17 protein-coding genes are annotated in these 15,237 nt (G+C 63.9%); 8 read left to right on the top strand and 9 right to left on the bottom strand.

Translation table 11 applies throughout. The features are described from left to right. Window positions 1-47: 47 nt before the first annotated feature. From USDA257_RS25620 to USDA257_RS25600, 5 genes are all read right to left on the bottom strand, one after another. Window positions 48-659, bottom strand: coding sequence for a hypothetical protein (locus tag USDA257_RS25620; protein WP_014765893.1), 612 nt, complete (start codon window positions 657-659; stop codon window positions 48-50). 95 nt (window positions 660-754) lie between these two features. Continuing rightward, complete coding sequence (gene ykgO / locus USDA257_RS25615) at window positions 755-880, bottom strand: type B 50S ribosomal protein L36 (RefSeq protein ID WP_012709334.1); 126 nt, start codon at window positions 878-880, stop codon at window positions 755-757. A gap of 176 nt (window positions 881-1,056) precedes the next feature. After that, window positions 1,057-2,106 (bottom strand): 5-(carboxyamino)imidazole ribonucleotide synthase, encoded by a 1,050-nt coding sequence (locus USDA257_RS25610; RefSeq protein WP_014765890.1) that lies wholly within the window; start codon window positions 2,104-2,106, stop codon window positions 1,057-1,059. After that, window positions 2,103-2,567, bottom strand: a complete 465-nt coding sequence (gene purE, locus USDA257_RS25605) for a 5-(carboxyamino)imidazole ribonucleotide mutase (RefSeq protein ID WP_037389346.1) — start codon at window positions 2,565-2,567, stop codon at window positions 2,103-2,105. The genes USDA257_RS25610 and purE overlap by 4 nt, the downstream gene beginning before the upstream one ends. A gap of 53 nt (window positions 2,568-2,620) precedes the next feature. Continuing rightward, complete coding sequence (locus USDA257_RS25600) at window positions 2,621-2,824, bottom strand: YdcH family protein (protein WP_012709331.1); 204 nt, start codon at window positions 2,822-2,824, stop codon at window positions 2,621-2,623. A gap of 211 nt (window positions 2,825-3,035) precedes the next feature. On the opposite strand from USDA257_RS25600, the gene USDA257_RS34570 reads away from it, so the two are divergent. Further along, window positions 3,036-3,209, top strand: coding sequence for a YdcH family protein (locus USDA257_RS34570; protein ID WP_014765888.1), 174 nt, complete (start codon window positions 3,036-3,038; stop codon window positions 3,207-3,209). Window positions 3,210-3,391: 182 nt separating this feature from the next. Here the strand turns inward: USDA257_RS34570 and USDA257_RS25590 are convergent, their stop codons facing one another. Beyond that, window positions 3,392-3,652, bottom strand: a complete 261-nt coding sequence (locus tag USDA257_RS25590) for an ArsR/SmtB family transcription factor (protein WP_014765887.1) — start codon at window positions 3,650-3,652, stop codon at window positions 3,392-3,394. A 144-nt stretch (window positions 3,653-3,796) separates the two neighbouring features. Beyond that, a complete protein-coding gene (locus USDA257_RS25585) occupies window positions 3,797-4,576 on the bottom strand; it encodes a sulfite exporter TauE/SafE family protein (RefSeq protein ID WP_014765886.1) in 780 nt (259 codons plus the stop codon). Window positions 4,577-4,678: 102 nt separating this feature from the next. Here USDA257_RS25585 and USDA257_RS25580 point away from each other — a divergent pair, with 102 nt between their 5' ends. The 6 genes from USDA257_RS25580 (at window position 4,679) to USDA257_RS25555 (ending at window position 11,743) form a co-directional block, all read left to right on the top strand. Next, window positions 4,679-5,332, top strand: a complete 654-nt coding sequence (locus USDA257_RS25580; protein ID WP_014765885.1) for a thiamine phosphate synthase — start codon at window positions 4,679-4,681, stop codon at window positions 5,330-5,332. Between the two features lie 9 nt (window positions 5,333-5,341). Beyond that, on the top strand, window positions 5,342-6,484 hold the full coding sequence (locus USDA257_RS25575) for a tetratricopeptide repeat protein (RefSeq protein ID WP_014765884.1): 1,143 nt from the start codon (window positions 5,342-5,344) through the stop codon (window positions 6,482-6,484). A 246-nt stretch (window positions 6,485-6,730) separates the two neighbouring features. Next, window positions 6,731-7,531: an inositol monophosphatase family protein gene (locus USDA257_RS25570; protein ID WP_014765883.1), complete on the top strand. Its 801-nt coding sequence runs from the start codon at window positions 6,731-6,733 to the stop codon at window positions 7,529-7,531. Window positions 7,532-7,873: 342 nt separating this feature from the next. Continuing rightward, complete coding sequence (locus tag USDA257_RS25565; RefSeq protein WP_014765882.1) at window positions 7,874-8,980, top strand: MotA/TolQ/ExbB proton channel family protein; 1,107 nt, start codon at window positions 7,874-7,876, stop codon at window positions 8,978-8,980. 3 nt (window positions 8,981-8,983) lie between these two features. Beyond that, entirely contained in the window at window positions 8,984-10,015 is a 1,032-nt protein-coding gene (locus USDA257_RS25560; protein WP_014765881.1) for a peptidoglycan -binding protein, read from the top strand. A gap of 78 nt (window positions 10,016-10,093) precedes the next feature. Further along, complete coding sequence (locus tag USDA257_RS25555) at window positions 10,094-11,743, top strand: FAD-binding dehydrogenase (protein ID WP_014765880.1); 1,650 nt, start codon at window positions 10,094-10,096, stop codon at window positions 11,741-11,743. A gap of 42 nt (window positions 11,744-11,785) precedes the next feature. Here USDA257_RS25555 and USDA257_RS25550 read toward each other — a convergent pair whose 3' ends face one another. Then, window positions 11,786-12,778 (bottom strand): Bug family tripartite tricarboxylate transporter substrate binding protein, encoded by a 993-nt coding sequence (locus tag USDA257_RS25550; RefSeq protein WP_014765879.1) that lies wholly within the window; start codon window positions 12,776-12,778, stop codon window positions 11,786-11,788. 136 nt (window positions 12,779-12,914) lie between these two features. Beyond that, entirely contained in the window at window positions 12,915-14,717 is a 1,803-nt protein-coding gene (locus USDA257_RS25545; RefSeq protein WP_041414664.1) for an ABC transporter transmembrane domain-containing protein, read from the bottom strand. 208 nt (window positions 14,718-14,925) lie between these two features. On the opposite strand from USDA257_RS25545, the gene rpmE reads away from it, so the two are divergent. Then, the gene (rpmE, locus tag USDA257_RS25540; RefSeq protein ID WP_012709319.1) at window positions 14,926-15,147 is read left to right on the top strand and encodes a 50S ribosomal protein L31; all 222 of its coding nucleotides are present in this window, start codon (window positions 14,926-14,928) and stop codon (window positions 15,145-15,147) included. The last annotated feature ends 90 nt before the right edge of the window (window positions 15,148-15,237 follow it).

Here is a 15,237-nt window from a genome sequence, read left to right as displayed (position 1 = left end):
CGTCGGTTATATCGAGATCGTAGCTGCTATCAGCGCGTCGGGGTCCGTCACGTCCGGCTGCCCGCGAGCCTCTCGGCGAGTTCCCCGAACTGCTCCTGTGCCTTGCGGTCGGAAGGATAGATATCGAGGAATTGCTGCCATGCCCGCATCGCCAACTCGTTCTTGCCGGCGGTCTCCAACATGGTGGCCATGCCGGCGATCGCGCCGAAATGCCGGGGTTCGATCGCCAGTACGCGGTATATGTCGGACATCGACTTCCGGTAGTTGCCCATCTGGTAATGCACCGTCGCGCGGCGATTCCAGCCTTCGACGTAGCTGGGAGCAAGCACAATGACCTGGTCGAGTATATCGAGCGCCACCGGCTTCTTGTCATCGGCGATCGCCTTGTCAGCCGATTGCATCAGCAGGTTCACCGTGGCGCTGCCGGACTCCTGCCACTCGAGGCGAATGCGGTCGGCGAGTTCCCGCGCCTTGTTTTCGTCGCGTTCCTTCTTGAGGTCGAGGAACAGGGCATCGAGACGTTGCTCGGGTGTCGTAAGACTTGCCGCCTCCGGCTGAGGCGCGGGTTCGGCCGCCTGCAGGAGACTGCCGGTTGCCATTGAAGCGGCGAGGGCGAAACACGCCAGAATCGAGTTCACAAAAAAGCGCATGGCGGACATCGTAGCCCGCCATGGAACAAGATCAAATCAAATATGCAGGATCACCGAAGCGATCCGCCATCAGGCCGGCGGCAAACGGGTGCCGCCGCAGAACCTCAGCCCTGACGTGCCTTGAAGCGCGGGTTCGACTTGTTGATGATGTAGACGCGACCCTTGCGGCGAACCAGGCGGTTTTCGCGGTGGCGGGTCTTCAGCGACTTGAGCGAATTCTTGATCTTCATTTTTCCTGATCCGCAGGTTTCGGGGAATGAAATTCGCCCGGTAATTCCAACAATCAAAAGCGCGCCATTCAGCGCGCTCTTCAAGTAGGCAGGCACATACCTTGTCGCCCCCATCGTGTCAACCGCGGGACCGCGGGATTTCGACAGGCGTGCGCGCAATCCTGTGGCCAACGGGCTCAGGTCAGGCGGGTGAAATGACCCATCTTGCGGCCAGGGCGCGCCTCGGCCTTGCCGTAGAGATGAACCAGTACGTTCGGTTCGGCAAGCAGGTTCGACAGTTCGCCAATGTCGTCGCCGATGAGGTTCTGCATCACGCAGTCCGAGTGACGCGAAGGGTCACCGAGCGGCAGGCCGGCAATGGCCCGGATATGCTGCTCGAATTGCGAAACGACGCAGGCGGCTTCCGTCCAGTGGCCGGAATTGTGGACGCGCGGGGCAATCTCGTTGACGACGACGCTGCCGTCGGCAAGCACGAAGAACTCGGCGCCGATCACGCCGACATAGCCGAGCGCCGCGAGAATGGCGGTCGCAGCCTTGCGCGCAGCCTCTGATGTCGCCTCGGTGACCGATGCGGGCACGGTCGAGGTGTGGAGAATGCCGTTCCGATGCACGTTTTCCGCCGGATCGAAACAGGCCGTGGCGCCGTCAGGGCCGCGCGCGGCGATGATCGATATTTCCCGTTGGAACGGAACGAAGCTTTCGAGGATCAGCGGCACGTGACCCAAGGCAGCGAAGGCGCCGGAAGGATCGTCCTCGCCAGAACGGAAGACGCGCTGCCCCTTGCCGTCATAGCCGAGGCGGCGGGTCTTCAGCACGCCCGCCCCGTCGAAATCGGCAAGCGCCGCTTCGAGATCCGCCTGGCTGTCGATGGCGTGGAAACGGGCCGTGGCAATGCCGCAGCCATTGATGAAGCGCTTCTCGACCAGCCGGTCCTGCGCGACTTCCAGCGCCTTCGGCGGCGGGAAGACCGGCCGCGTTGCCGCCAGCCGCTCGGCTGCGGCGACGGGAACGTTCTCGAACTCGTAGGTGATCAGGTCGGAGATCCGGGCGAGCTCATCGAGCCCGTGCGGATCGTCATAGGCCGCGACGATCTGGGCGTTCGCCGCCTGCGCGGCGGGACTGTCCGGCTGGGGCTCCAGAATGACGGTGCGAAAATTCAGCCGCGCAGCCGCCATGGCCAGCATGCGGCCGAGCTGGCCGCCACCGATGATTCCGATGGTTTTCATGCCTGGTCTACCGGGTACTCGGCAACCGAGACGGTCTGCTGTTCGCGCCAGTCGTCGAGGCGGTCGGCAAGGTCGTCATCGCTGAGCGCGAGGACGGCAGCGGCTAGCAGGGCGGCGTTGACGGCCCCCGCCCTGCCGATCGCCAGCGTGCCGACCGGAATGCCGGCTGGCATCTGGACGATCGAGAGCAGGCTGTCCTGACCGGAGAGCGCCTTTGACTGCACCGGAACGCCGAAAACCGGCAGCGGCGTCATCGCGGCGCACATGCCCGGCAGATGGGCAGCCCCGCCGGCGCCGGCGATGATCACCTTGAAACCCTCGTCGCGGGCGCCCTTGGCAAAACGAACGAGCCGGTCGGGCGTGCGATGAGCCGAAACGATGCGGGCTTCATAGGCGATGTCGAGGGCCTCGAGCGTATCGGCCGCGTTCTTCATCGTCTCCCAGTCCGACTGGCTTCCCATGATGATGGCGACGGGCGGGGTCGTGGTTTCGGTCACGTCTGTCAGGGTCCGTATCAGGCAATAATGTCGGGGATGATCTGGTCTTCGATCTTGCTGATCTTGTCCTTGATGGCCAGCTTCTTCTTTTTCATGCGCTGGATGCGCAGCGCGTCGCAGCCGGTCTCGATCATGGCATTGATGGCAACATCGTAGTCTTCATGCTCCTGCCTCAGGCGCGCTATGGTCAGTCTGAGTTCGGCCTGGTCCTGGTCCGGCATGCAAAACGATCCCCATAAGCCCGACCGCATTCACGCCGCGATCCGGAATTTCCTGCGCCGCTCTAGCACATCTTGGGCGGTGACGGGAAGTTATCCGACGTCATCATTTCGCCTTCGACAAATGAAAAATGGCATGGCACACTAGTAAGGTTACAACCATGGAACATCCGGCATTTGCGTGCCGGATGCAAGCAAAAGGAAGGGACTGCCAATGACCATTGAGGCTCATCTTGCAACGCTTGAGAAAAAACATGGCGCCCTGGAACAGGAGCTGCATGAAGCCCTCAATTCTCCCTCCTGTGAGGACGAGTTGATCAGCGAGCTCAAGCGGCGGAAGCTGCGCATCAAGGACGAAATCGAAAGACTCCGTTCCTCGACACACTGATTGTGAACGGTATTTCCCGCGTTCTCGGGAGGCGTCGTTTCGTTGAGACGAGATGACGCGACTAAGGTCAAAAACAATCCCCATGACTGACGGATCGCTCGACCAGGCTCACGGCCCGGTCGAGGGATCCGGGCGATTACTTTCACCCAGCCGCGGCGGGAACGAACAGCGGATTCAACTCGTCAGGACCAGAACTGGTCGAGCCATAGATTGAGGTGATCGAAGCCGGGTCTGTGGATGGCGTAGATGCGCCTGGTGCCGCTCGTCGACACCGATACGAGATTGCAATCGAGCAGCGCCTTCAAATGCTGCGACACCGCCGGCCGGCTGATCGGCAGCCCCTCGGCGAGTTCGTTGACAGTCTTGGGGGCGCGTCGCAGTTCCTCCAGCAAGTAACGCCGGTTCGGATCCGCGATGGCATCGAATGGGTCCGCGATCGTCATGACCAGGACGTTAAGCGAATTCGCTGCGAGCGGCAAGAAAATTGTGCATTGCGATAATCCGTATTGCCTTGCAGCATCCGGTGGTGACGTTCTGCGCTGCAGAAGCCCGGAGACAGCCCTCTCGCTTGGAGTTGCAGGAGGGCGTCAGCCGCCGGACAGAAGGCTGGTGAGCCCCTCCCAGACGAGTCTCGATCCGGCGAAGAAGGCCATCGTGTACATGAAGGGGTAAAACACCTGAGGCTTCATTCTGCGGACGATCCAGGCGCCGCAGGCCGTCGCGACCATCGCCAGGGGAAAGAGCGTCGCCGATGTCGTGAGATTGCTGGTGTCGAGTTGCCCGAGCGCGAAATAGGGAATGAGCTTGACGGCATTGAGCGTTGCGAAGAAGCGCACGATGGTGCCGGTATATTCGCGCGGGTCAAGCTTCAGCGGCAGGGCGTAGATCTGGAATGGCGGCCCGCCGGCATGGGCGACGAAGCTGCCATATCCGGCGAAGCTTCCCCATAGCGCGGCAGGACCGAGACGATGCTGTTTGGGAAGGATGGCCGCGCCGCTGCGGCTCCTCCAGACCGTGTAAACGTAGCGCAGCACGAACACGATAGTGATGGCGCCGATGATCAGCCGCAGCGCGTCGCGCGGCACATAGGCGGAGGTCGCCCAGCCGATGGCAATGCCGGCGATCGCACCGGGTAGGAGCATGGTGAGCGTTTTCCGGTCGCCGTGCTTGCGCCAGATCCACAGCGAGACAATGTCCATGGCGATGAGGATCGGCAAAAGCAATGCCGCCGCCTGGACGGGCGAGACCGCCATGGAGAGGATCGGAACGCCCATCAGCGACAGCGCTTCTCCCATGCCTCCCTTGCTAAGGCCAACGAGCAGGACTGCCGGGACGGCGACGAGATAGAAGTCGAGATCGGGAAGCATGAGCGGCGGTTGATCCTTTGGTCATCTCCGTCTATCGGTTTTCCCGAATGAAATCGAGTAGCGGATTTCCGCCCTCGAAAGGGCTTCGCCAGGAACGGACGAATGAACACCATAGAAAACCGCTGCCGCCTCGTGCTGATCGCGCCCGATATGCCGAACGCCGCCGAACGCTCGACGGTACTTGCCGATGCGCTCAAGGGCGGCGACGTGGCATCCGTCATCGTTCCGCAATACGGACTCAACGAGACGGATTTCCAAAGGCACGCCGAAGCGCTGGTGCCGGTGATTCAGAAGGCAGGCGCCGCGGCGCTCATCGAGGGCGATACGCGCGTTGCCGGTCGCGCCAAAGCGGATGGCCTTCATATTGCGGCCGGGGCGGATGTGCTTGCCGAGGCGATTGAGCGGCATACGCCGAAGATGATCGTCGGCGGCGGCAATGCAACCGACCGCCACCATGCGCTCGCAATCGGCGAGCTTCGGCCGGACTACGTGTTCTTCGGCCGCAGCGATGGCGACATCAAGCCGGAGGCGCACCCGAAGAACCTGGCTCTGGCGGAATGGTGGGCGTCGATGATCGAGATTCCTTGCATCGTGATGGGCGGAACCGACATGCAATCGGCGCTTGCGGTGGCCGAGACCGGGGCCGAGTTCGTCGCGCTTCGCATCGCCGTCTTCGCCGAGCCGGGTCAGGCGCCCTCCGTGGTTGCCGCCGTCAACGCCTTGCTTGACGAAAAAGCGCCACGGTTTGAAGATTAAGACGTGGCCATGTTGAGCCGCTTCTCCCTGAAATCGAGACGTGTCGCGATCCTTGCTGTCGCCACGGTTCTGGCCGCCTTGCCGGCTCGCGCCGAACAGCCGCCGTCTCCTGCGCCGGCGGATGAGGGCATCGTCTCGAAACGCGGCCGGATCACCCCGTATAACGGCGCGGCGCTCCCGGAAGGTGCCGAAAAGCCGGCGAAGAGCGATACGGGTGCCAAGCCCAAGACCGGAGAGGAAAAGCCGTCCGGCGGCGTCAATGTCATCGATCGTATGGGCGCCGAACTTCCGGCGCTTCCGGCCGAAAAGCCGTTTGCCGGCAAGGTGGACGAGGCCTATGGAGCCTTCCAGCGCGGCTACTACCTGACCGCGATGGACCTCGCGCTGCCGCGCGCCCAACTCGGCGATCCGGCCGCCCAGACGCTGGTCGCATCGATCCTCGAGCAGGGCCTCGGGGTCGTGCGCAACCGCAAGGATGCGGCTTTCTGGTACGGTCAGGCGGCGAATAACGGCGATCCCGCGGCGATGTTCAAATATGCGCTGATCCTGATGGAGGGACGCTACGTCAAGCGCGACCGCAAGAGCGCCGACGAACTGATGAAGAAGGCCGCCGATCTCGGCAATGCGGCCGCCCAGTTCAACTATGGGCAGACGCTCGTCGCCGACATGCCGGGTCAGAAAGGGCTGAAGGCGGCGATGCCCTATTACGAGAAAGCCGCAGAGCAAGGCATCGCCGATGCGCAATATGCGCTGTCGCAGATCTATCTCAATGTCGAAGGCATCGACGACGGCAAGCGGGCGCGTGCACGCGAATGGCTGGCCCGGGCGGCGCGCGCCGGCTACGACACGGCGCAGCTCGACATGGCGATCTGGTTGATCGAGGGGATCGGCGGCGACCGCAACCTCGACGAGGGCTTTGCCTGGATGAAGCGCGCCGCCGAGGGCGGCAATGTCGTCGCGCAGAATCGGCTTGCCCATCTCCTCGTCAACGCCATCGGCACGCGACCCGATCCGGTCGAGGCGGCGAAGTGGTACGTGCTGTCGCGCCGAGCAGGGCTCAAGGACGATGCGCTCGAGGACTTCTACCTGGGTCTCAACGACAGCCAGCAGAAATCGGCGCTGGCCGCGGCGAACAAGTTCCGCTCATCCTGACCTGGCGGTGGACCTCAATCGATGGGGCGATCTATTTCGCTTGAACTTTCGGGGATTTTGTGGTCTTGAAGCCCCGGTTTTGTCCGCGGCCCTCGTTCAATCGATCCCGCGGGCGGAGTGACTTCTCACTCGGTTTTTTGACGACGGTTGCGTCTCTTCGCCGACCCTTCGCATGGGCGGACCGTCAGCAGGTTCAATGTCCAGTCGAGATTCTCGGCTGGCCTTCGCTTTCAGAGGATTGCCCCAATGGCCCGTTCTGCCCTTCTCAACGTCATGGTCCAGGCGGCCTTCAAGGCCGGCAAGTCGCTGGCGCGCGATTTCGGCGAAGTACAGAACCTGCAGGTTTCCTTGAAGGGGCCGAGCGACTACGTTTCCCAGGCCGACCGCAAGGCCGAGCGGATCATCCGCGAGGAACTCCTGAAGGCTCGCCCGACCTATGGCTTCCTCGGCGAGGAAGGCGAGGAAATCAAGGGGACCGACGGCGCCCATCGCTGGATCGTCGATCCGCTCGACGGGACCACCAATTTTCTCCACGGCCTTCCGCATTTTGCCATATCGATCGCACTGGAGCGCCAGGGAGAAATCGTCGGCGCGGTCGTTTTCAATCCGGCAACCGACGAACTCTACACCGCCGAGCGCGGCGGCGGCGCCTTCCTGAACGACCGGCGCCTGCGCGTCGGCGCCCGCAAGGCCCTTTCCGATGCGGTGATCGCCACGGGCACGCCGCATCTCGGCCGCGGCAATCACGGCAAATATCTCGTCGAACTTCGCCACGTCATGGGCGAGGTCGCCGGCATCCGCCGCTTCGGCTCCGCCTCGCTCGACCTCGGCTATGTGGCCGCCGGTCGCTTCGACGGTTTCTGGGAGCGTGACCTTGCCGCCTGGGACATCGCCGCCGGGGTTCTGCTCATCCGCGAGGCCGGCGGCTGGGTGACCGACATCGACGGCGGGAGCAAGCCGATCGAAGACGGCTCGATCATCTGCGGAAACGAGTATATCGCCAAGGCGCTGCGCGACGTCATCCACCGCCCGGTTCCGACGAAGTAGTCCCCGGAAGCTGGCCGGAAGCCGAGAAATGCGGGCGGCTTGTGCCCGCATTTCCCTCTAAGGCATTGGACTCGAACATATCTGCGCCTTGGGGCTGCTGCGGCCGACTGATGGAAGCGACCGAAAGCATTCCTGCGCCGCGCTTCCGTTTTCCCTTCAATTTGGCGCAAAGTTCCACTAGGCTCCGGGCCGATAGGGATGGTCTCCGGCCATCGGCGGCATCGTTCGTTCAAGATCGCTGTTGATTTCGAGAATGATGCGCTAGTTCAAAGAGTTGCAGCAACCGCCGCCTGTGCGGACAGGCGCGAGTGTAATGCCGCAAACCGGGAGATTGGCAAAGGCATGACGAAACTGAGTCTGTCCGGCTGGCGTGGGCAGGAAGTGGCGGAGGAGAACTATAATCCGCACAAGCTTTCGAGCCCGATGCCTTATTTCTGGACGATGGTCATCTTCCTGATCATCGTCGGTTTTGTCGCGGCGATCCTCTTCCGGCAGGCGCGCGAGGCCTTTGGTGGCAATCCCGGTCTCAACGGGCTGATCCTCGGCGTGCTGGGGATCGGCATTCTGCTGGCGTTCAACCACGTGCTCGGCCTCAGGCCGGAAGTACGCTGGTTCAACTCGTTCCGCGCCGCCGGCAGTGCCGACAAGGTCGGACGCGACCCGGTCCTGCTTGCGCCGATGCGGTCGCTGATCGGTGGGCGCCAGACGACGGCAATCTCGACGATCGCGCTCCGCTCGATTCTCGATTCCATCGCCGCCCGCCTCGACGAATCGCGCGACATCACGCGTTATCTCGCCGGCCTTCTGGTCTTTCTCGGTCTGCTCGGTACCTTCTGGGGCCTCCTCGGGACGATCGGCTCGATCAATACCGTCATACAATCGCTGGATGCCGGTTCTGGCACGACTGAGGACCTCCTGAGTTCGCTGAAGAGCGGCCTGTCGGCGCCGCTGACCGGCATGGGCACGGCCTTCTCGGCCTCGCTGTTCGGGCTGTCCGGTTCGCTGATCCTCGGCTTCCTCGATCTCCAGGCTGGCCGCGCGCAGAACCGCTTCTACACGGAGCTTGAAAACTGGCTTTCATCGGTGACCGATGTCGGCTCCGGGTTTTCGTCGCCGATCGAGACGACCGGTGGCGCACCGGCGGAGGAAATGCGGCGCCTGACCGACCAGCTCTCCCGCCTCGCGCATGACGGCGGCGTCAATCAGCGCACCGCGGCGGCGATGGCGAGCCTCGCCGAAGGCATCCAGGGTCTTGTCAAGAACATGCGCGGCGAGCAGCAGATGCTGCGCGATTGGATCGAGGCGCAGCAGGAGGAGGCCAAGTCGATGCGCAAGACGCTCGACCGACTGACCTCACGCATCGGTCAGGCCGACAGGATCTCGGTGAATAGCGAGAGGACCGGCACGCAGGCGAAGCTCAGCCATGCGGACGAAAGCGGGGGTGACTGATCCATGGCGCTTGCGCGAAGGGGCCGCACTCCGCGGACGATCAATTACTGGCCGGGCTTCGTCGACGCGCTTTCGACCTTGCTCATGGCAATCATGTTCCTGCTTAGCGTCTTCGTCACCGCGCAGTTCCTGATGGGGCGGGAGATCAGCGGCAAGGACGAGGTGCTGAACCGCCTGAACAGCCAGATCAACGAACTCACCCAGCTCCTGGCTCTCGAAAAGAGCGGCAAGCAGGACCTTGAAGACTCGCTTGCCAATCTGCAGGCGTCGCTTGCGACCTCGGAAGGCGAGCGATCACGCCTGCAGTCCCTGCTCGACCAGGGGGCCGGCAGCGCCGATGTCGCCGACCAGAAGATCGGCCGGCTGGGTTCGGAACTCGAGAACGAACGGCAGATCAGCTCCCGGGCGATGAGCCAGATCGAGCTGTTGAACCAGCAGATCGCCGCGCTGCGCAGCCAGATCGCCGCCATAGAGGGCGCCTTGCAGGCTTCCGAGACGAAGGACCAGGCGTCGCAGGCCAAGATCGCCGATCTTGGTCGTCGGCTGAACGTCGCGCTTGCCCAGCGTGTCCAGGAACTCAACCGCTATCGGTCGGACTTTTTCGGGCGCTTGCGTGAAATCCTCTCGGATCGCGAAAATATCCGCATCGTCGGCGACCGTTTCGTCTTCCAGTCGGAAGTGCTCTTCTCCTCGGGCAGCAGCGACCTGAACCCGGAGGGCGAGGGGGAGATGGCCAAGCTCGCCGCCGCGCTGCTCGACCTTGCCAAGGAAATCCCGGCGGAGATCAATTGGGTGCTGCGCGTCGACGGCCACACGGACAATGTGCAACTCTCCGGCACCGGCCGCTTCGCCGACAATTGGGAACTGTCTTCGGCTCGCGCCACTTCGGTCGTCAAATTCCTGATCTCCAAGGGTGTTCCAGCCGACCGCCTGGTGGCGGCGGGATTCGGCGAGTTCCAGCCCATCGCGCCCGGGGAGAGCCTGGATGCGCGGGCGCAGAATCGGCGCATCGAACTCAAGCTGACCGAAAAATAGGCGAGCACGCCCCGCTTGAATTGACCTTGACGTCTGCGTAAGAGTCGTCGGGGAATTTTGGGGGGGAGGGCGGCTGTAATGGATTGCGATGTGCTGGTCATCGGTGCGGGCCTTGCCGGGCTCGTGGCGGCGTCGGAGGCGGCGGCGCGGGGCCGCAAGGTGATCGTTCTCGACCAGGAGGGCGAGCAGAATCTCGGCGGCCAGGCTTTCTGGTCGCTTGGCGGTCTCTTCTTCATAGACAGTCCCGAGCAGCGGCGCATGGGCATCCGCGACAGCCGGGACCTGGCCGGACAGGACTGGATGGGCTCGTCGCAGTTCGACCGACCCGAGGACCACTGGCCGCGCCTCTGGGCCGAGGCCTATCTCGATTTTGCCGCCGGTGAGAAACGACGCTGGCTGCATGCTCTCGGGATGCGCTGGTTTCCGGTCGTCGGTTGGGCGGAGCGCGGCGGCGGCCTCGCGCATGGCCACGGCAATTCCGTTCCCCGCTTCCACATCACCTGGGGCACCGGCCCGGCCGTACTCGAGCCTTTCATCCGGCTGACGCGCGAGGCGGAGAGCCGGGGTCTCGTCCGTTTCCGCTTCCGCCACCGCGTCGACGAGCTTGTGACGACGGACGGTGCCGTGACGGGCGCCCGCGGCGCGATCCTCAAGGAGGATCCGGTCAGCCGCGGACAGCGCAGCTCGCGTGACGAAGTGGGCGATTTCGAGATCTCCGCGGGAGCGGTGATCGTCAGTTCGGGCGGCATCGGCGGCAATCACGAGCTGGTGCGCCGCAACTGGCCACGCAAGCGGCTCGGCCAGCCGCCGGCCGCGATGGTCAGCGGCGTGCCGCATCATGTCGACGGCCGGATGCTCGAAATCGCGGGCCGAGCCCGCGGCTCGGTCATCAACGCCGACCGCATGTGGCACTATACCGAGGGCCTCAGGAATTACGATCCGATCTGGCCGGACCATGGCATCCGTATCCTGCCCGGCCCATCATCCTTCTGGTGCGATGCCGATGGCAACCGCTTTTCCGCGCCCGCAATGCCCGGCTTCGATACGCTCGGGACATTGGCCGCGATCCGCCAGAGCGGGCACGACTACAGCTGGTTCATCCTGACGCGGGCAATCATCAAGAAGGAGTTTGCCCTTTCGGGCTCGGAGCAGAACCCGGATCTGACGGGCAAGAGCATTGCGCTTCTCCTGAAGCGGCTCGGCGCCAGGCCGACCGGCCCGGTGCAGGCCTTCATGGACAAGGGTGAAGACTTCATCGTCAAGGACCGGCTCGAGGATCTCGTCGAGGCCATGAACGGGCTGACGGGCGAGAACCGGCTTTCGGTGACCCATCTCAAGGCGCAGATCGAGGCGCGCGACCGGGAAATCGACAATCGGTTTTCCAAGGACGCGCAGGTCACTGCCATCCGCGGCGCCCGCGCCTATCGCGGCGACCGGTTGCTTCGGACGGCCAGGCCGCACCGTCTCCTGGACCCGAAGACCGGCCCGCTGATCGCCGTGCGCTTGCATATCCTGACGCGCAAGACGCTCGGCGGGCTGCAGACCAATCTCTCCGGCCAAGTGCTGGAGCTTTCCGGTGAGCCGGTGCCGGGCCTTTATGCGGCCGGCGAAGTCGCCGGGTTCGGAGGCGGCGGCATGCACGGCTACAATGCTCTCGAAGGCACCTTCCTGGGTGGCTGCATCTTTTCCGGCCGCGCCGCGGGGCCGGGCGCTGCCGCGAAGACCTAGACTAGCCGGGTTGCGGGAGCAACCCGGCTAGGTCATGTGCGGTCAATCCATCTGGACGTTCGCGTCGCGCACGACGGGCGTCCATTTTGCCAATTCCGCTTTCACATGGGCAGCGAGTTCTTCGGGCGTCGAACCGACGATCTTGGCGCTGAACTCCTCCATGCGCTTTTGGACCGCCGGATCGGCGAGCGCCTTCTTGGCCGACTCGTTCAGGCGCGCGACCACCGGCTGCGGCGTATTGGCCGGGGCGAAGAGCGCGTTCCAGGTATACGTCTCGTAGCCGGGAATGCCGGACTCGGCGATGGTCGGCACGTCCGGGAAGGAGGGTGCGCGTTCGGCCGTCGTGACGGCGAGGGCCCTGAGCGTCCCGGCCTTGATGTGGCTCGACGATGAAGGCAGGTTGTCGAACATGATCGGCACCTGATTGCCGATGACGTCGTTCAGCGCCGGGCCGGATCCCTTGTAGGGAATATGCTGCATCTCGACGCCGGCCATCTTCTTGAAGAGCTCGCCGGAAAGATGCAGCGGCGTGCCATTGCCGGAGGACGCATAGCTGTATTGATCGGGCGACGCCTTGAGGAGCGCCAGCAAGTCCTGCACCGACTTGGCCGGCAGCTCCGGATTGACGACCAGCACGTTCGGAACGATGACCAGCAGCGAGATGGGTGCGAAATCCTTTTCGGGATCGTAGGGCTTCGTCTTGAGGATCAGCGGATTCAACGCATGCGTCGCGACGGTCGCCATCAGGATCGTGTAGCCGTCCGGGTCGGCGCGCGCAACGTTCGCCGCTCCGAGGTTGCCGCCGGCGCCCGCGACGTTCTGAACGATGACCTGCTGGCCGAGATCTTCGGACATCTTCTGGGCGATAATCCGCGCCACGACGTCCGTCGAACCGCCGGCGGCGAAGGGGACCACGAGCGTTATCGTCCGGTCCGGAAAGTTCTGCGCCTGCACCGGGTCGCCGAGCGTCATGGCGGAAAGTGTGGCGATCCCGAAGGCGAGGGCTGCGCGGCGGGTCATGCTTAGAAATGGCATACGGAATATCCTCCCAATCTCGTCGAAGGCGCTATCGGCAAAAGCCGGCCCCCTTACAATAGGGCCATGCTTGCCGTGGGCAATGGCGGATCGAGAAACAATCACATCCGACGGGCGAATGGTTAACGCACCGGCCTCAGACCTGGGATGCGACGAACAATCCTTCCGCCCCATGATCGAACTGTAGCCGCGCCAGCTTGGCATAGAGCCCGCCCTGGCGGATCAGCGATGCATGGGTGCCTTCCTCGACGATGCGGCCATGATCCATGACGAGAATGCGGTTCGCCTTCAGCACCGTCGCCAGCCGATGCGCGATGACGAGCGTGGTGCGCTCGCGCATCAGCCCGTCGAGTGCCTTCTGCACCAACGTTTCGCTCTCAGCGTCGAGGGCCGACGTCGCCTCGTCGAGCAGCAGGATCGGAGCGTCCCTGAGGATTGCGCGGGCAATCGCGACGCGCTGGCGCTGGCCGCCGGAAAGCGTCACGCCGCGCTCGCCGACCAGCGTGTCGTAGCCGCGGTCGAGCTTTGCGATGAATTCGTCGGCCTGCGCCGCAATCGCCGCCGCCTGCACCGCCTCGCGGCTCGCCTCCGGCGCGCTGAAGGCGATGTTGTCATGCACCGAGGCGGCGAAGATCGTCACGTCCTGCGGGACGATGGCGATCCGGTCGCGCAGGTCCTTCGGCTCGACGCTGCGGATGTCCATGCCGTCGATCCGCACGGTCCCCATGTTCGGGTCGTAATAGCGCAGCAGCATCGAGAATACGGTGCTTTTGCCGGCGCCGGAAGGGCCGACGATGGCTACGGTCTCGCCCGGCTCCACCGCTAGGCTCAGGCCCTTGAGGCTCTTGTAGTCGGGTCGCGCCGGATAGGCGAAATGCACATCATCGAACGCGATCGCCCCTCTGGCCGGCACGGGCATGGCGGCAGGATGCTCGGGCGCGCGAATCTGCGGCACCTCCGAAAGGAGCTCGTTCAGGCGCTCGGCGGCGCCTGCCGCCTGCGAAAGTTCGCCCCAGACCTCCGAGAGCGCTCCGAGACTGCCGGCGGCAAAGACCGAATAGAGCAGGAACTGGCTGAGCGTGCCGGCGGAAAGCGTTCCGTTGAGCACGTCGCGGGCGCCGAACCACAGCACGGCGACGACGCTGCCGAACACCATGGTGATGGCAAAGGCGGTCAGCGCCGAGCGCGCGCGGATCGCGGCACGGGCGGCACCGTAGGCCTCCTCCACCGCGGCGCCGAAACGGCGGTTGGCGCTCTCTTCACCATTGAAGGCCTGCACCGTGCGGGTGGCGCCGATCGCCTCGCCGGCGAAGGCGGAGGCGGCGGCGAGCGTATCCTGCGCCTGGCGGGAGCGGCGGCGGACTGAGCGGCCGAAACCGACGAGCGGGAAGACGATAAGCGGAATGGCGGCGATAACCAGGCTCGACAGTTTCGGGCTGGTATAGATCATCATGCCGATGGCCCCGAGACAGAGGATCAGGTTGCGCAGCGCGACCGACGCCGTGGCGCCGACCGCCGACTTGATCTGCGTCGTGTCGGCGGTCAGCCGCGAAACGATCTCGCCGGACTGGTTGACGTCGAAGAAGGCGGCGGAAAGCCCCGTTACCCGGGCGAAGACATCGCGCCTGAGATCGGCAACGATGCGTTCGCCGAGCGAGATGACGAAATAGTAGCGGGCGGCGCTGGCCAGCGCGAGGACGATGGCCAGCACCATCAGCATCGAGAAGTAGGTGTTGATGAAGGCGGAGTCGGAGTTGGAAAAGCCGTAGTCGATCATCCGGCGGACCGCCAGCGGCAGCGTCAGAGTGGTCACCGCGGCGATCGTCAGCGAGATGGCGGCGCCGATCGCAAAGCGACGGTATCGCCTGACATAGGGTAGCACGGCTGCAAGCGGCTGGACGGACTTGCGCTCTGGCGCTTGGTTCCCTTGTCTTGGCACGTAACCCCCGATCGGCCTGTCACGGAGGGGCCAGGAGGGGCCATAAGTCTTCCGCGCGGCACTTGTTATCCCGCAGACCTTCATGTATAGGCACGGCATCGAATTGAGAAGCCGTGGCCAAGAGCGGTCCGCGGCTTCATTTACGTGTTCGGTCCCAAAGTCGCAATGCCTTGCGACAATTGGACCCTGGAACTCTAGGAAGATTGTTATGAAGGCAGGAATCCATCCCGAATACCACACGATCAAGGTGGTCATGACCGACGGCACCGAATACGAAACCCGCTCGACCTGGGGTTCGGAAGGCGCAACCATGCACCTTGAAATCGACTCGAAGTCGCATCCGGCCTGGACCGGCGGCAATCAGCAGCTCGTCGACCGCGGCGGCCGCGTTTCTAAGTTCAAGAAGCGGTTCGAGGGCCTCGGCCTCTAATCGCTCGCCCTATGGCGTTTTTGAAGCCCGGCATTGCCGGGCTTTTTTATTTGCCAAAGGCTTTTTCAATTGGCCGAAACGAAGAGCCCG

Source organism: Sinorhizobium fredii USDA 257 (assembly GCF_000265205.3).
In the GTDB taxonomy this organism is placed as follows: Bacteria; Pseudomonadota; Alphaproteobacteria; order Rhizobiales; family Rhizobiaceae; genus Sinorhizobium; species Sinorhizobium fredii_B.
Note: the sequence above shows the minus strand (reverse complement) of the source record. Positions and strands in the feature narration are given on the sequence as shown.

Bases quoted from the DNA above. Each gene is read 5' to 3' on its own strand.
- USDA257_RS25620 (WP_014765893.1), bottom strand. From the start codon at position 659: ATGTCCGCCATGCGCTTTTTTGTGAACTCGATTCTGGCGTGTTTCGCC.
- ykgO (WP_012709334.1), bottom strand. From the start codon at position 880: ATGAAGATCAAGAATTCGCTCAAGTCGCTGAAGACCCGCCACCGCGAA.
- USDA257_RS25610 (WP_014765890.1), bottom strand. From the start codon at position 2,106: ATGAAAACCATCGGAATCATCGGTGGCGGCCAGCTCGGCCGCATGCTG.
- purE (WP_037389346.1), bottom strand. From the start codon at position 2,567: ATGGGAAGCCAGTCGGACTGGGAGACGATGAAGAACGCGGCCGATACG.
- USDA257_RS25600 (WP_012709331.1), bottom strand. From the start codon at position 2,824: ATGCCGGACCAGGACCAGGCCGAACTCAGACTGACCATAGCGCGCCTG.
- USDA257_RS34570 (WP_014765888.1), top strand. From the start codon at position 3,036: ATGACCATTGAGGCTCATCTTGCAACGCTTGAGAAAAAACATGGCGCC.
- USDA257_RS25590 (WP_014765887.1), bottom strand. From the start codon at position 3,652: ATGACGATCGCGGACCCATTCGATGCCATCGCGGATCCGAACCGGCGT.
- USDA257_RS25585 (WP_014765886.1), bottom strand. From the start codon at position 4,576: ATGCTTCCCGATCTCGACTTCTATCTCGTCGCCGTCCCGGCAGTCCTG.
- USDA257_RS25580 (WP_014765885.1), top strand. From the start codon at position 4,679: ATGAACACCATAGAAAACCGCTGCCGCCTCGTGCTGATCGCGCCCGAT.
- USDA257_RS25575 (WP_014765884.1), top strand. From the start codon at position 5,342: ATGTTGAGCCGCTTCTCCCTGAAATCGAGACGTGTCGCGATCCTTGCT.
- USDA257_RS25570 (WP_014765883.1), top strand. From the start codon at position 6,731: ATGGCCCGTTCTGCCCTTCTCAACGTCATGGTCCAGGCGGCCTTCAAG.
- USDA257_RS25565 (WP_014765882.1), top strand. From the start codon at position 7,874: ATGACGAAACTGAGTCTGTCCGGCTGGCGTGGGCAGGAAGTGGCGGAG.
- USDA257_RS25560 (WP_014765881.1), top strand. From the start codon at position 8,984: ATGGCGCTTGCGCGAAGGGGCCGCACTCCGCGGACGATCAATTACTGG.
- USDA257_RS25555 (WP_014765880.1), top strand. From the start codon at position 10,094: ATGGATTGCGATGTGCTGGTCATCGGTGCGGGCCTTGCCGGGCTCGTG.
- USDA257_RS25550 (WP_014765879.1), bottom strand. From the start codon at position 12,778: ATGCCATTTCTAAGCATGACCCGCCGCGCAGCCCTCGCCTTCGGGATC.
- rpmE (WP_012709319.1), top strand. From the start codon at position 14,926: ATGAAGGCAGGAATCCATCCCGAATACCACACGATCAAGGTGGTCATG.